This window comes from Brevibacterium sp. 1718 (genome assembly GCF_051131255.1).
In the GTDB taxonomy this organism is placed as follows: domain Bacteria; phylum Actinomycetota; class Actinomycetes; order Actinomycetales; family Brevibacteriaceae; genus Brevibacterium; species Brevibacterium sediminis.
Genome location: NZ_CP186550.1, coordinates 1,304,413 through 1,317,625, shown reverse-complemented (window position 1 = coordinate 1,317,625; position 13,213 = coordinate 1,304,413). Strand labels below are relative to the sequence as shown.

Below are 13,213 nucleotides of genomic sequence, written 5' to 3'. Positions count from 1 at the left end.
GGTCGGCAGACTGCACCCCTCACCGCCCTGCCATCTCACCGGCGATCCCGCCGGCTCCCCCGAACCCAGCCCTCACTAGACTGAAGCATGTGATCCAGAACCCTGCCCCCGATGAGAGCGCAATTCGCCGTGCCGGCCTGATCAACGGTTTCTCCGCCTACCTGCTGTGGGGTGTGATGCCGCTGCTCTTCGCCGCCGCGGCCCCCACCGGCGCCCTCGAACTCGTCTCCCATCGGGTCATCTGGTCGCTGGTCTTCTGCGCCATCCTCCTCGTCTTCACCGGCGGGTTCCTGCGCACCTGGCAGATTCTGCGCTCACCACGCCTCTTCGGCCTGCTGCTTCTGGCCTCGGTGCTCATCGCCATCAACTGGACGACGTTCATCTATGGGGTCGAAACCAACCAGCTCGTCGAGATCTCACTCGGCTACTACCTCAATCCGCTCATCTCCATCGGCCTGGGCGTGATCTTCCTCGGCGAGAAGCTGCGCCCATTGCAGTGGACGGCCGTGGGCTTCGGTCTGCTCGCGGTCATCATCGTCGGCATCGGACTCGGTCGAGTCCCCTACCTCGCGTTCACCGTCGCCCTGTCCTTCGGCCTCTACGGGCTGGTGAAGAACAAGGTCGGCAGCCGAGTCGGCGCACTCGAAGGCATGACTGTCGAAAGCCTCGTCCTCGCCGTTCCCTCGGCGATCTACCTCATCGTCCTCGGCTCGCTGGGGCTGCAGACGTTCTCCGGATTCGGCGGCTGGCACGTCTTCGTCATCATCATCACCGGGCCCGCCACCGCGATCCCGCTCATCCTCTTCAGCGCCGCCGCCCGCCGCATCCCGCTGTCCTGGGTGGGCATGCTCCAATATCTCACCCCGACCATCCAATTCACCCTCGGCGTCACGGTGCTCGGCGAGATGATGTCGACGACCCGCTGGATCGGGTTCTTCGTCATCTGGATCGCCGTGATCCTGTTGTGCACGGACATGATCCGCCACAGCCGGCGCCGCTGACCCCCGACACATCTCTATTGCTACCTGACGGCGGCTCAGCAACCTCGCGCGAGGTTGCTGAGCCGCCGTCAGGTAGTAATTGGGGCGGGTTCCAGGATTACCCGATCGAATCGTCTCCGGCCCTTGACACCACCATTGGCACCATGGTTCATTAGTTAAGTAACTAACCAACCTACATGGAGGCGAATGTGATCGACGACGCCAAACCCCTGTTCACACAGATCGCCGAGAAAGTCGAGGACTCGATCCTCAACGGCACCCTGCCTGAACTCTCCCGAGCACCATCGACGAACGAGCTCGCAACCTTCTACTCCATCAATCCGGCCACCGCCGCCAAAGGCGTCAACCGACTCGTCGACAAAGGCGTGCTCGAGAAGCGCCGCGGCATCGGAATGTTCGTCACCGAGGGGGCCCGCGCTCTGCTCATCAACGAACACCGGACCACCTTCTCCGAGAACTTCATCAGCCCCCTGCTGAACGAGGCCAATCGCCTCGGGCTGGGGTCGAAGGACGTGATCGCGCTCATCGAAGAGCGCTCCCGAGAACTCCACCTGACCACCGCACTCGATCCGACCGCAGCGAAGGGATGACCCATGAACGCCGTCGTCGAGGTCCGCCGCCTCACCAAGACGTATAAGACCACCACCGCCCTCGACGATGTCAGCCTGAGCATCGACGAGGACTCGATCTACGGCCTGCTCGGACGCAACGGCGCCGGCAAGACCACCCTCATGTCCATCCTCACGGCCCAGAACTTCGCGACCAGCGGCGACGTCGAGGTCTTCGGGGAGGACCCGTACGAGAACGCCCGCGTACTCAATCGCATGTGCTTCGTCCGTGAGAGCCAGAAGTATCCGGACGACTCGAACGCCCGGCATGCTCTGACCAACGCCCGCCTGTTCTTCCCCCACTGGGATCAGGACTTCGCCGACCAACTCGTCTCGGACTTCGATCTGCCGCTGAAGACGCCGATCAAGAAGCTCTCCCGCGGTCAGCAGTCGGCCGTCGGAGTCATCATCGGCCTCGCCTCCCGGGCCGAGATCACGTTCTTCGATGAGCCCTACCTCGGCTTCGACGCCGTTGCCCGGCAGACTTTCTACGACCGTCTCATCGCCGACTACGCCGAGCACCCGCGCACCATCGTGCTCTCGAGCCATCTCATCGACGAGGTCGCCGATCTCATCGAGAAGGTCATCGTCATCGACCGCGGCCGGATCATCATGGATGAGACCACCGAGGAGGTCCGCAGTCGCGCGGTCAACGTCGTCGGGGATGCCGACTCGATCAATCGGCTCGTCGCCGGTCGCGAAGTCATCCACCGCGAATCACTCGGCCGAGTCGCCTCGGTGACGATGCTCGGCCACCTCAGCAATGCCGATCGCGAACTCATCGCCGACGCCAACCTCGACCTCACTCCCGTCTCGCTGCAACAGCTCGTCGTCCGCAGCACCCAGGCAGATCTCGCCGAGACAGCGGCAGCGGAGACCGACTCAAGGAGCCTGCAATCATGACCGCCGTCATCGACCATCCGCCCGGATCCCGCACATCGCGACCGAAGAACCGGATCCTCGGCGTCGTCCGTCTGCAGTTCACGAACACGCAGACCTTCGTCTGGGTGCCTCTGCTCATTCTTGTCGCCGCGTGGCTCATCACGCTCATCATCCACTGGATCATCGCCTCCGCAGGCGTGGACTCCCCCAAATACAGCGGTGGTTCGCAAGCGCCGCTGTGGTACTTCGCCGTCGTCGGTGCACAGGCGGTGAACCTCACGTTCTACTTCTCCCAGGCGATGAGCCTCACCCGACGGGAATTCTGCCTCGGCTCCCTCACCGCCGCGGCGATCAGCGCCGCGGGCGTCTCATCCGTGTTCGTCCTCCTGGGACTCATCGAACAGGCCACCGACGGCTATGGCATAGGCGGCTACTTCGCCTACCTGTCGTGGGTGTGGGAACACGGCCCGCTCGGTGCCGGGTTCGTCTACTTCGTGCTCACGATGCTGTGCTTCGTCCTCGGCTTCTGGTTTGCGATCTTCTACAAACGCGCCGGCGCCCTCATCCTTACGATCTCTCTCACCGGCATCGCCTTGGCTCTGTTGGCCGGGGCTGCGTGGATCAACGTCAATCGGGCCTGGCCCGAAGTGTGGGCAGCGATCGTGGGTGCGCAGGCGATCGGCCTGGCCCTGTGGGCGCTGGGGCTGACAGTGATCTTCGCCCTGGGCTCGTACCTCACCCTGCGCCGCCTGACGACATAGTCCGCTATCGCCCTCACCGAGGCGGCGCCGCGGTCGGCAGCTCAGCTGAGCAGGGCCAGTGCTCCCCCGGCCAGTATCGCGGCAACCGCCACGGCCGCACCCATCGCTGCTGTCGTCTTCCACCCCATGGCCCGTCCGACCATGACCATCGACGGGATGCTCAGCGCCGGCAGGGCGATGAGCAGAGCACCCGTGACACCGGCCCCGACCCCAAGGGGAACGAGGGTGAGGATGATCGGGATCTCTCCGCCGGTGGGGATGACCAATAGGGTCGCCACAACCGCCACGATGAGGACGGCACCGGCACCCAATTGGGCTTCGAGCCCGAAGACACCGGTCAGCCACGGTGCGATGAGTCCGATGACGAAGACGAGCGCGAGGTGTTCGGGCACGAGGATGAGGGTGAACCTGGCCAAGGACCGCAGATAGCGCGTGGGCAGAGACAGCAGATTCGCCGAGGCGGGTGCGGGCTCGGGTGCCGCCTCGGCGGGGCCGTTCACCCACCGTCCGATGAGCGCGGCGGCACCGACCGCGACGAGGAGCGCGAAGACGATGCGCACCGCCATGTACTGCCACGGCAGGACGAGGGCCAAGAAGATGATGACCGCGGGGTTGAGCAGCGGATTGCCCACCCAATAGGCAAGAGCTGCCGAACGGCGCACACCCGAGTCCCGCAGGCCTGCGGCCACCGGTGCCGCGCAGCAGGTGCACATCATCGACGGCATCGACAAGGCGGCACCCACGAGGGATTGACCTGTGTGGCTGCGGCGGTTGAGCAGCCTCAGCAGCCAGTCACGCGGCACCAGTGCGTCGATTGCCGCCGCGACGAGCAGTGCCACCAGCAGCGCTTTCCACACGGCGGTGAAGTACACGAGCGTGAAGTCCCACGCGCCCGACAGCGACACCGTGTCTCCGGCGGCGTCGAACAGCGGGGTACCGTCCCACAGGGACGTCCGGCTCATCGTCCAGGCCTTGTCCCAGTACGGCAGCCATTTCGACCAGCTCAGGCCGACGACGAGCAGCACCGCGAGTATGCCGAGTCCGATCCAGTCGGCGGCGCTGAGCCTCTGCGGAGTCCGAATCGGTACCGAAGCCGAGGTATGCGTCATCGCGGTATGTCCTTTGTGCCTGTGCCGAAACGGCTGAGAGACAGTAGAGAAACGGTGAGGGGTGGGAGCTCAGGAGGTGCGGGCGACGACGGAGTCGGCGAAGGCGAACAGCGATTCCTTGATCTGGCCCTCCGGCAGCGGCGCCAGAGCCGCCTTGGCTTCATCGGCCCAGCGTGCAGCCTCTGCTCGGGCCTTCTCCGTCACCGGATGCGCTGCCAGCGCCGCACGGGCGGTCTCCAAAGCGTCATCGGAGGTCAGATCCGCGTCGAGGAGGTCGACCACCTCGGCGGCGGCGGCATCCCCGTCGGCGGCGGCCGCCCGAACGTAGAGCACGGGCAGGGTGGGAACGCGTTCGCGCAGATCCGTGCCCGGGGTCTTCCCCGACTCAGAGGATGTGGTGGTGAGGTCGATGATGTCATCGGCGAGCTGGAAGGCCACACCGACGCGTTCGCCGAAGACCCGGACCGGTTCGGCCAGGGCCGAATCGGCTCCGGAGAACATGACGCCGAAGCGCGCCGAGGTCGCGATGAGCGATCCGGTCTTGTCGGCGAGTACCTGGATGTAATGCTCGATCTCGTCGGCGCCTTCGGGCGGGCCGGCGAATTCGTTGAGCTGACCGAGGACGAGACGCTCGAACGTCTCGGCCTGGATGCGCACGGCTTCGGGACCGAGCTTCGCGGTGACGCCGGAGGCCTTGGAGAACAGCAGATCGCCGGTGAGGATCGCCACCGAATTGCCCCACACCTCATGGGCGGCCTTCGCACCGCGGCGCACGGGAGCATCGTCCATGACGTCGTCGTGGTACAGCGAGGCGAGGTGGATGAGTTCGACGGCGACGGCCGCATCGATGATGTCGTCGTTCTCCGCATCGCCGAGGCGGGCGGTGAGCAGCACGAGGTTCGGGCGGGCGCGTTTTCCGCCGGCGGCCAGCAGATGCTTCGATGTCTCGTCCGGCAGTCTCCGCGTCTGTTCGGTGACCTCGTAGAGACGGGCCTCCACGGTTTCCAACTGAGTCGAGAGCTCTGCCGCGAGCTGGGCGTCGTCACCGGTGAAGGTGGCCGGAGAGGCTGGGTGGCTCATGTCCTCGTCATTCGTCGTAGTCGGTGTCGGCATGGTGTTGTCGCAGCCCTTGCGCTCAGAGTTCTTCACTGTGGTCTCACCGTGGTCCTTGCGCTCAGACATTGCTGGTGGCCGGGACGATTCGGGTCAGGGCCGAGATGATCCTGTCGATGAGATCGGCCTCGGAGACCTTCGGGTCGCGGTAGAGGTTCGCCAACAATTTGACGACGAACTCCATCACAACGTCAACACCCATACCGTACTTGATTCCGAACTGCATGAGCGCAGGATGGCCGATGATCGAGGCGAAAACGCGTCCCAGGGTGAAGTAGCCGCCCAGCGAATCTCCGAGCAGAGCCGGGTACTCCTCCAACCGACGACGCATCACGGACTGCGGGTAGCGCGAATAGGTGGAGATCACCTCGGCGGCGATGCGTGCGGATTCCAGGGCGTAGTCGATGCCTTCGCCGTTGAACGGGTTGACCACTCCTCCGGAGTCGCCGACGAGCAGCAGTCCACGGTGGAAGTGCGGTGTGCGGTTGAAGGCCATCGGCAGGGCCGCGGATTTGATCGGACCCAGTGAGGTGGTTTCGTCGATGCCCCACTCGTGGCCCATGTCGGCGATCCACTGGTTCATCATTCCGCGCAGATCCACGGATTTGAACTGGGGTGAGGAGTCGAGCAGTCCGGCACCGATGTTCACGGTGCCGTCGCCGAGGGGGAAGATCCACCCGTATCCGGGCAGGGTCTCGGATTCCCCGGCCGCGTTCGTCGACCGCATCTCCACCCAGGATTCGATGTAGTCATCGGCATGCCGTGGCGTCGTGTGATAGGCGCGGGCGGCGATTCCCATCGGACGGTCGTCGCGCTTCTCCAACCCCATCGACACGGCCAGGCGGGAGGAGACTCCGTCGGCGGCGATGACGATCGGTGCCCGGAAATGGGCTTCGGGGCCCACTCGGCGACCTCGGTGGTCTGTCCCGGAGGCGTGGACTCCGCGGATCCACCCGTCGTCGCCCACGTCCGGAGACATGGCGCGAACCTGTTCGAAGAGCCGGGCCCCGCTGCGCTGGGCATGACGAGCGAAGGCTTCGTCCATACTCATCCGTGGGCGGGTCACCCCGTAGTTCGGGGTTCCGTCGATCTCGGGCCAGTCGAGTTCGAGCCGGTGGCCGCCGCCGATGAGGCGCAGCCCTCTGTTGCGGTGCCAGCCGTCGGATTCCGGCAGGTCCATTCCGAGATAGCCAGCCTCCTTCACCGCGCGCGGGGTCAGAGCGTCGCCGCAGATCTTGTCGCGCGGGAATCCGGACTTCTCCAGGATGATGACCTCGTGCCCGGCCTGGGCGAGGTAGGCGCCGATCGCCGAGCCGGCCGGGCCGGCACCGACGACGACGACTTCGGCATCGAACTCATTCATCGTCAAGGCTGGGCCGGCTCCGTGGCGCCTGCCGCCTCGGTGGGTTTGAGGGCATGGTGGACTGCGACGATTCCGCCGGTGAGGTTACGGTATTTCACCTGGTCGAAGCCGGCGTCGAGGATCTGATGGGCGAAGGCGTCCTGGTTCGGCCAGGCACGGATCGACTCGGCCAGGTAGACGTAGGCTTCGGGGTTCGACGACACGGCACGGGCCAGCGGCGGCAGGGCTCTCATCAGGTACTCCTTGTACACGAGGCTGAAGGCATCGAGCGTCGGAGTGGAGAATTCGCAGATCACGAGACGTCCGCCGGGCTTGAGCACGCGCAGCATCTCGGTGAGCGCCAGGTCGACATCGTGGACGTTGCGGATGCCGAAGGAGATCGTGACGACGTCGAAGCTCGAATCGGCGAAAGGCAGGTCCATCGCATCGGCGTAGATGAAGTCGATCTGCGGGTGCCGACGGCGTCCCTCGGCGAGCATTCCCGTGGAGATGTCCCCGGCCACCACCTCGGCGCCGTGGTGGGTGAACGTCATCGAGGAGGTGCCGGTGCCGGCAGCCAGGTCGAGCACGCGCTCACCGGGCCCGGCGGCCACGGAATGGGCCACGGTGCGCCTCCAGGCACGGGCGAAGCCCAAGGAGAGGACGTCGTTCGTGAGGTCGTAGCGGGAGGCGACATCGTCGAACATCGACGCGACGTCTGCGGGCTGTTTGTCCAGCTTGGCACGGTTCATGACCATATTCTCTCAACACCCGAACCGGGAGGGCGAATCCGGCTCCCTGGTACTCGCGATCCTCAACTAGAATCGAGGCGACATGACTACGACTTTCGGCACTTCCGACATCCTCTCCGCCCCTCCGCGCCTGCATGTGCGGTCCCGTTTCGTCGACGATGTCGATCCGGGGCCCGGCTTCCCCTTCGAATCGGGACTGCCCACGACCGTGGAGCAGACGCTCGAACTGCTGCCCACCGACGGCTTCTCCTGCTGGGTCCGTGACACCTCCGGCCTCATCGGCTTCGGCCGCACTCTGCGCATACGGGCCCGCGGCCCCGAGAGGTTCACCGAACTCTCGGATGCGTGGAAGGCCATCACCGAGGCGGCTGAGATCGAGGATGAGGTCGATCTGCTCGGTTCCGGACTCATGTGCTTTGCCACGGTCGCCTATTCGGGGGAATCCGCGGTCGATTCGATCATCCATGTCCCCGAATTCGTCCTCGGCCGCCGCGGCGGCCGCGTGTGGCTGACCTCGATCTCGACGGCCGAGGTACCTCCCCTGCCGCCGATCCTCCATGCCGAACCGTTGCAGCGCGTGCACTCGGCCCATGCCGAGGCCGGGGAGCTCGATCCCGACAAGTGGTCCCGGCTCGTCGAGCAGGTCGCCGCCATGCTCACTCCGATCGACAATTCGGCGGAGGTGGACGCATTCTCGGATGATCCGACTCTGCGCAAGATCGTCCTCGCCCGCGACGAGGTCGTCACCACCGGAGAGGACATCGACGTGCGTGCGGTGCTCGGTGCGCTCAACCGCAGCTACCCGAGCTGTTGGACCTTCGATATCGCCGGTCTCATCGGGTCGACCCCGGAGCTGCTCATCGGGGTCGAGAACAACAGAGTGACCTCACGAGTGTTGGCCGGAACCTACCGGGTGGAGAAGAACCCGATGGAGGAGATGCCGGCGGCTCGGAAGCTGCTGAGCGCGCACAAGGACAGCACCGAACATGCGTTCGCCATCGCCTCGCTGCAGCGCAGTCTGGGGTCGGTCGCCGAGGATGTCACCGTCGATGAGCGCCCCCACCTGCTGCCTTTGGCCAATGTCATCCATTCGGCCTCCGATGCGCAGGCGAATCTCTCCCCCGATTCCGGGCTCACCGCCCTCGACGTCGCCGCAGCGGTCCACCCCACTGCCGCCGTCGGCGGCTACCCGCAGGCGAGCGCCGTGGCTCGCGTCGACGAGCTCGAGCCCCTCGACCGCGGCCGCTACTCCGGTCCCGTGGGATGGATGGACGGGCGCGGCAACGGCCAGTTCGGCATCGCCCTGCGCTGCGGCCAGCTCGAGGACCGCAACCGCATCCGACTGTATGCCGGTGCCGGGATCATGCCGGATTCGGATCCCGCCACCGAGGTGGCCGAGACGAACGCGAAGCTGGCCCCGATGCGCCGGGCGCTCGGTCTCGACCGAGACTGACTTCTCGCGCTCACCGCACCGCCCCTGCTGTCGGAAGACCGGTGACAGTTCCGTCGCCTAGTGCGGTGCCGTCACCTCGATGATGCGACGGGCACCGGCGGCTCGCTGTCCGTCGATGCGGCCGAGAGCCGCTTCGAATTCGTCAGCGCTGGTCACCTTTTCGTGATCCCATCCGTACCCTGCAGCGAGGTCGGCGAAACCGCGACCGTGGGGGACGGTGAAATATCGTTCCAGGAAACCTTCGAGGTGGGGCTGGGAATGTTCGAGTCCGGAGAAGATCGCTCCCCCGTCGTCGTTGAACACGACGATCGTCACGTCACCGGCGTCCTCGGCGCTCGGGGTGAGCAGTCCACCGATGTCGTGGAGCATGGCGATATCACCGATGAGCAGGACGACCGGCTCCCCCAGACCCAGCGACAGTCCTGTCGCCGTCGAGATGAGTCCGTCGATTCCGGCGAGTCCGCGTGAGGCGTGGATGCGTGCGCGGATGTCGGTGGCGTCGCTGAGATAGCGCACCGAGTTCGAGCTGGCGACGAAGAGAGTGATGTCCTGGGCGGCCAAATGCTCAGTGACCCTCCGCGCCGTCGCCTGGAATTCCTTCGCCGAGGCGGCACCCGGGTTCTCTCCCTTGTCCGGTTCCGGGGATCGTTCCGCAGACCGCTCTGTTCGTGCGGCTGCGACCAGCGACGTCCCGGCGTCGACCCAGTCGCGCACCCAGGTCTGCTCCGAGGCGGCGGCGCCCTGCGTCTCGCCCGCAGCCGTCTCGTCGTCCGCGACGGTTCTCTCATCGCGGACGGTCAGGTCGAATGCATCGACGGCGTCGGGAATTCGCTGCACGGTCACGGTTTCGTCGGCGAGCAGCGCGGCGACGGGCCTGGTCAGGGTCGGTTTTCCGTGGACGATGACGGTGCGGATCGCCTCGCACAGATCGGAGCGATCGCTGAGCACGCGGGCATGGGCGGGCACGAGGGTCGACGCTTCGGCGGCTCCTGCGGCCGACGAGTTCGAATGATCGGCAGAGGTGCGGGCCAGCGGGCTCGAGGGTTCGGCCAGCACCGGCAGATGATGATCGGCGGCGAGCGCGCGCAGGGACTCGGCCGAATGCCCGCCTGCGTCTCCGGCAACGATGACGGTTCCTTCGGTCACGATGACACTGAGGTTCGAATGAGACTCCGACCCGGTTGTGGCCGAACGCTGCCCGGCGGCGTTCCCGACCAGCTCGCCGATCTCGTCCTTCCACGTGTCCAACTCCTCCGGGGTGGGAACCAAGGGGGTGTCGAACTGCACATTGAATTGGACGGGGCCGGCCGCCTCGGTGGCGGTGTCCGAGCGTGATCCCAACGCTGCGGCCACGGCGTCTGACATCGCTCGGTGGACCGCCTCCGCGGTCTCACCGGCGGATATATCGAACCGGGCGCGGACATCGCTGAGCACCTGCGACTGGTCATCGATGGTCTGGTTGGCTCCGGTGCCGCGCAGCCGAGCGGGACGATCCGCGGTGAGCGCCAGCAGCGGCACGTGCCCGTACGAGGCCTCGAGGACGGCGGGATGGAGATTGGCCACGGCCGAGCCGGACGTCGTCACGACCGCCACGGCGGACTCACAGCCGCGCGCACGCAGACCGCGGGCCAGGCCGAGGGCGAGGAAGGCGGCATCACGCTCATCGACGCGCACGTGAGTGCGGATGAGCCCCGCCTCGGCGAGCGGAGCCAGAGCATAGACCAAGGGGGCGGACCGTGAACCGGGGGCGAAGACGACATCACTGACCCCGGCATGGACCAGGCTTCGGGCAATCTGCTGCGCCACCGCGCTCGAATTCGACATCACCTGTTATTCAACCACCTGACCACCTGTGGTTCACCTCCGCCCTCTAACCTCGAAAAATGCGCCGCTCGTTGATCATTGCGATGGGAGCACGAGCCATCCGCACTCTGACCGCGGCCCGCTCCCATCGCGGACGCTATCCCGCTCGCGACCAGACCACCTCCTTCCTCGGCCCCGAACCCCGCGGGAAGGACGCCCGGACCTGGCATATCCGGGACAAACGGAAGCTCTCGCCGAGGCTGCGCGAATTCTTCCTCTACTCCCCCGCGCTCGGTCGCACCGTCGGCGTGCGTGTACTGTTGCCGGGGATTCCCGCCGAGGTCAGCCCCGTCATCCACCTCTTCCACGGAGGCGGCGATGATTTCCGGTCGTGGACGGATTTCGGATCCGCCGAGGAGCTCACCCTCGACTCCCCGTACCTCGTCGTCATGCCCGACGGCGGGGCAGGAACCTATTCGCGTTTGGCTGTCGGAAGCGAAGTCCACGACTGGCCGCGCTTCCACACCGAGGAGATCCCGGCGTTCCTCAAAGCAAATTTCTCCGTCGACTGGGCGCCTGCCAGCCAGTTGGCGGCGGGGCTGTCGATGGGCGGGTACGGGGCGATGAAGTACGCGGCCTGGCATCCCGACAGGTACGGATCGGCCGCCGCGTTCTCGTCTCCTCTGGATCCCCTGTCGACCGTGCCCGCCTTCGACATCATCGCGATGCGCGAAGGCGCGCGATCACTGAGCCTGTTCGGCGATCCCGCTCTCGACCGCAGCGAATGGCTGGCGAATTCCCCGTACGCTCTGGCCGAGAACCTCCGCGGCCTCGATCTGTGGTTCAGCGCCGGTTCTGGCAGCCTCGAGGGGGCGAAGGATCGCGACCTTCTGGAATCGATGATCAGCTCGCAGGGCGAGCGCTTCTCCGCCCGTCTCAATTCCCTCGGAATCCGCCATTCCTGGTTTCCGCGCACCAGCGGCCTGCACAACTGGACGAGCTGGGAACGGGAACTCGGGGCCTGGCTGAAGACCCTCGCCAAGCGGCGCAACTATGCGAGTTCGGATCGCCGTCGGACCGATCGCGTGGCCGACGGCGGACAGTTCACCTTCCTCACCGGCCATGCCCTCTTCGACATCCATGGGTGGCGGGTGGAGATCTCCCGTCGTCGCGCGCAGGTAGTGCGCTTCGACGCAGTCAGCGCCGCCGGATTCTCTCTGACCGGGACCGGCAGCTTCCGCGTGCGCACTCCAGGTCTCTTCGATCCCGGCCGCCGCTACGACATCAGCGTGTCCGGTCCCAGCGGGGACAATGCCTATCAGCAGAAAGCCGACAAGAAAGGGCGGCTGACATTCACCGGCCGCCTGGCCGCGGCCATGCACGATCCGATCATCCCCGGAAAACGCACCGCTCACTTCGCCACGCTGGGACAGGACGAGGTGACCACGGTGAGGATCGCCTCGGCGCGGGTTGACACGGCAGGCGACCGTCGCCACGGTGCGGCAGCGGACGACGGTGCGGCAGCGATCGATGGCGCACGATCCACAGCCGATGTTCCAGATCCGTCACAGACTGAAACCACGGACGATCCCACTGGCGTTTATATTGAGAGCGGTCGCGAATCGACGGCCGCTCAATCTTCAGAACGCTGACTCGAGAGGTCAACCATGAAACGCATACTCCCAGCCATCGCTCTTTTCGCCGGACTCTCCCTCGTCGGCTGCACGGGTGGAGGAGACAAGCCGGACCAGGCTGACAGCGGCGGTGACTCCTCGCAGGCGTCAGCCGAAGAGACCCCGCAGGCAAGCAAACTCGATGAGGCGAAACTCAAGGAGATCCTTGAGTCGACCAAGGCCGAGGGTCAGTCGTTCAAGGCCGTCGACGGTGCCGGCAATTCCTCCAGCGAGGCCGTCAAGGCCCTGGAGAGTTCTGAGTTCGAACCGGCCAAGTGCAAAGACATCACCATGAACCTCCTCAACGCCAACCTCGCCTCCAAAGGCACCACGGTCGCTGGAACCTCCACCGACAACATCCTCTCCGCGGCACTGTCGAGCTATGACGATCTGGACGGCGCACAGACTCAGATCGAGGGCGCCTCGAAGATCGCAGAAGAATGCAGCGATGTGAAGATCAAGACCGCCGGCGTCGAGATGTCGATGAAGTACAAGACCTTCGACGCCAAAGTCGACGGGGCAGACGAGACCAATGGAATCGTCGCCTCCGTCGAGGCCGGCGGACAGACAGCAATGAACCTGCGCATGGTCTACGCCCTCGTCGGCAACAATGTCGTGGCCGTTTCCAATATCGCCGATGTCGAAGAGGCCACCGTGACGAAGACCGCCGGTGCCTTCGTCGACGCGGTGAAAAACGCAGGCTGAGCCGGTTCGCC

12 protein-coding genes are annotated in these 13,213 nt (G+C 65.6%); 7 read left to right on the top strand and 5 right to left on the bottom strand.

Annotated features, from left to right (window positions below; all coding sequences use genetic code 11):
- The first annotated feature begins 89 nt into the window (after nucleotides 1–89).
- The 4 genes from rarD to ACOZ9V_RS05715 all read left to right on the top strand — a co-directional run bounded on the left by rarD (nucleotide 90) and on the right by ACOZ9V_RS05715 (nucleotide 3,252).
- Nucleotides 90–1,001 carry an EamA family transporter RarD gene (gene rarD / locus ACOZ9V_RS05730; RefSeq protein WP_434594376.1) on the top strand — a complete coding sequence of 304 codons (912 nt, stop codon included), beginning with the start codon at nucleotides 90–92 and terminating at the stop codon, nucleotides 999–1,001.
- A 188-nt stretch (nucleotides 1,002–1,189) separates the two neighbouring features.
- Nucleotides 1,190–1,591, top strand: coding sequence for a GntR family transcriptional regulator (locus tag ACOZ9V_RS05725; RefSeq protein WP_180345613.1), 402 nt, complete (start codon nucleotides 1,190–1,192; stop codon nucleotides 1,589–1,591).
- A 3-nt stretch (nucleotides 1,592–1,594) separates the two neighbouring features.
- Complete coding sequence (locus tag ACOZ9V_RS05720; protein WP_434594373.1) at nucleotides 1,595–2,512, top strand: ABC transporter ATP-binding protein; 918 nt, start codon at nucleotides 1,595–1,597, stop codon at nucleotides 2,510–2,512.
- Nucleotides 2,509–3,252 (top strand): hypothetical protein, encoded by a 744-nt coding sequence (locus ACOZ9V_RS05715; RefSeq protein ID WP_139468594.1) that lies wholly within the window; start codon nucleotides 2,509–2,511, stop codon nucleotides 3,250–3,252. The genes ACOZ9V_RS05720 and ACOZ9V_RS05715 overlap by 4 nt, the downstream gene beginning before the upstream one ends.
- A gap of 41 nt (nucleotides 3,253–3,293) precedes the next feature.
- Here ACOZ9V_RS05715 and ACOZ9V_RS05710 read toward each other — a convergent pair whose 3' ends face one another.
- From ACOZ9V_RS05710 to ACOZ9V_RS05695, 4 genes are all read right to left on the bottom strand, one after another.
- Nucleotides 3,294–4,361 carry a permease gene (locus ACOZ9V_RS05710; protein WP_434594370.1) on the bottom strand — a complete coding sequence of 356 codons (1,068 nt, stop codon included), beginning with the start codon at nucleotides 4,359–4,361 and terminating at the stop codon, nucleotides 3,294–3,296.
- A gap of 69 nt (nucleotides 4,362–4,430) precedes the next feature.
- Nucleotides 4,431–5,441 (bottom strand): polyprenyl synthetase family protein, encoded by a 1,011-nt coding sequence (locus ACOZ9V_RS05705; protein ID WP_172173675.1) that lies wholly within the window; start codon nucleotides 5,439–5,441, stop codon nucleotides 4,431–4,433.
- 94 nt (nucleotides 5,442–5,535) lie between these two features.
- Nucleotides 5,536–6,837: a geranylgeranyl reductase family protein gene (locus ACOZ9V_RS05700; RefSeq protein WP_434594367.1), complete on the bottom strand. Its 1,302-nt coding sequence runs from the start codon at nucleotides 6,835–6,837 to the stop codon at nucleotides 5,536–5,538.
- 2 nt (nucleotides 6,838–6,839) lie between these two features.
- A complete protein-coding gene (locus ACOZ9V_RS05695) occupies nucleotides 6,840–7,568 on the bottom strand; it encodes a demethylmenaquinone methyltransferase (RefSeq protein ID WP_139468597.1) in 729 nt (242 codons plus the stop codon).
- Nucleotides 7,569–7,650: 82 nt separating this feature from the next.
- Here ACOZ9V_RS05695 and ACOZ9V_RS05690 point away from each other — a divergent pair, with 82 nt between their 5' ends.
- Nucleotides 7,651–9,021: an isochorismate synthase gene (locus ACOZ9V_RS05690; RefSeq protein ID WP_139468598.1), complete on the top strand. Its 1,371-nt coding sequence runs from the start codon at nucleotides 7,651–7,653 to the stop codon at nucleotides 9,019–9,021.
- 57 nt (nucleotides 9,022–9,078) lie between these two features.
- On the opposite strand, the gene menD is transcribed toward ACOZ9V_RS05690, so the two are convergent.
- Nucleotides 9,079–10,845, bottom strand: coding sequence for a 2-succinyl-5-enolpyruvyl-6-hydroxy-3-cyclohexene-1-carboxylic-acid synthase (gene menD, locus ACOZ9V_RS05685; protein ID WP_434594362.1), 1,767 nt, complete (start codon nucleotides 10,843–10,845; stop codon nucleotides 9,079–9,081).
- A 59-nt stretch (nucleotides 10,846–10,904) separates the two neighbouring features.
- Between menD and ACOZ9V_RS05680 the strand changes: the two genes are divergently transcribed.
- Together ACOZ9V_RS05680 and ACOZ9V_RS05675 are read left to right on the top strand one after the other, a co-directional pair.
- Nucleotides 10,905–12,476, top strand: coding sequence for an alpha/beta hydrolase (locus ACOZ9V_RS05680; RefSeq protein ID WP_434594360.1), 1,572 nt, complete (start codon nucleotides 10,905–10,907; stop codon nucleotides 12,474–12,476).
- A gap of 15 nt (nucleotides 12,477–12,491) precedes the next feature.
- A complete protein-coding gene (locus ACOZ9V_RS05675) occupies nucleotides 12,492–13,202 on the top strand; it encodes a hypothetical protein (protein WP_262776365.1) in 711 nt (236 codons plus the stop codon).
- Nucleotides 13,203–13,213 lie beyond the last annotated feature (11 nt).

Bases quoted from the DNA above. Each gene is read 5' to 3' on its own strand.
- ACOZ9V_RS05720 (WP_434594373.1), top strand. From the start codon at position 1,595: ATGAACGCCGTCGTCGAGGTCCGCCGCCTCACCAAGACGTATAAGACC.
- ACOZ9V_RS05715 (WP_139468594.1), top strand. From the start codon at position 2,509: ATGACCGCCGTCATCGACCATCCGCCCGGATCCCGCACATCGCGACCG.
- ACOZ9V_RS05710 (WP_434594370.1), bottom strand. From the start codon at position 4,361: ATGACGCATACCTCGGCTTCGGTACCGATTCGGACTCCGCAGAGGCTC.
- ACOZ9V_RS05705 (WP_172173675.1), bottom strand. From the start codon at position 5,441: ATGAGCCACCCAGCCTCTCCGGCCACCTTCACCGGTGACGACGCCCAG.
- ACOZ9V_RS05700 (WP_434594367.1), bottom strand. From the start codon at position 6,837: ATGAATGAGTTCGATGCCGAAGTCGTCGTCGTCGGTGCCGGCCCGGCC.
- ACOZ9V_RS05695 (WP_139468597.1), bottom strand. From the start codon at position 7,568: ATGAACCGTGCCAAGCTGGACAAACAGCCCGCAGACGTCGCGTCGATG.
- ACOZ9V_RS05690 (WP_139468598.1), top strand. From the start codon at position 7,651: ATGACTACGACTTTCGGCACTTCCGACATCCTCTCCGCCCCTCCGCGC.
- menD (WP_434594362.1), bottom strand. From the start codon at position 10,845: ATGTCGAATTCGAGCGCGGTGGCGCAGCAGATTGCCCGAAGCCTGGTC.
- ACOZ9V_RS05680 (WP_434594360.1), top strand. From the start codon at position 10,905: ATGCGCCGCTCGTTGATCATTGCGATGGGAGCACGAGCCATCCGCACT.
- ACOZ9V_RS05675 (WP_262776365.1), top strand. From the start codon at position 12,492: ATGAAACGCATACTCCCAGCCATCGCTCTTTTCGCCGGACTCTCCCTC.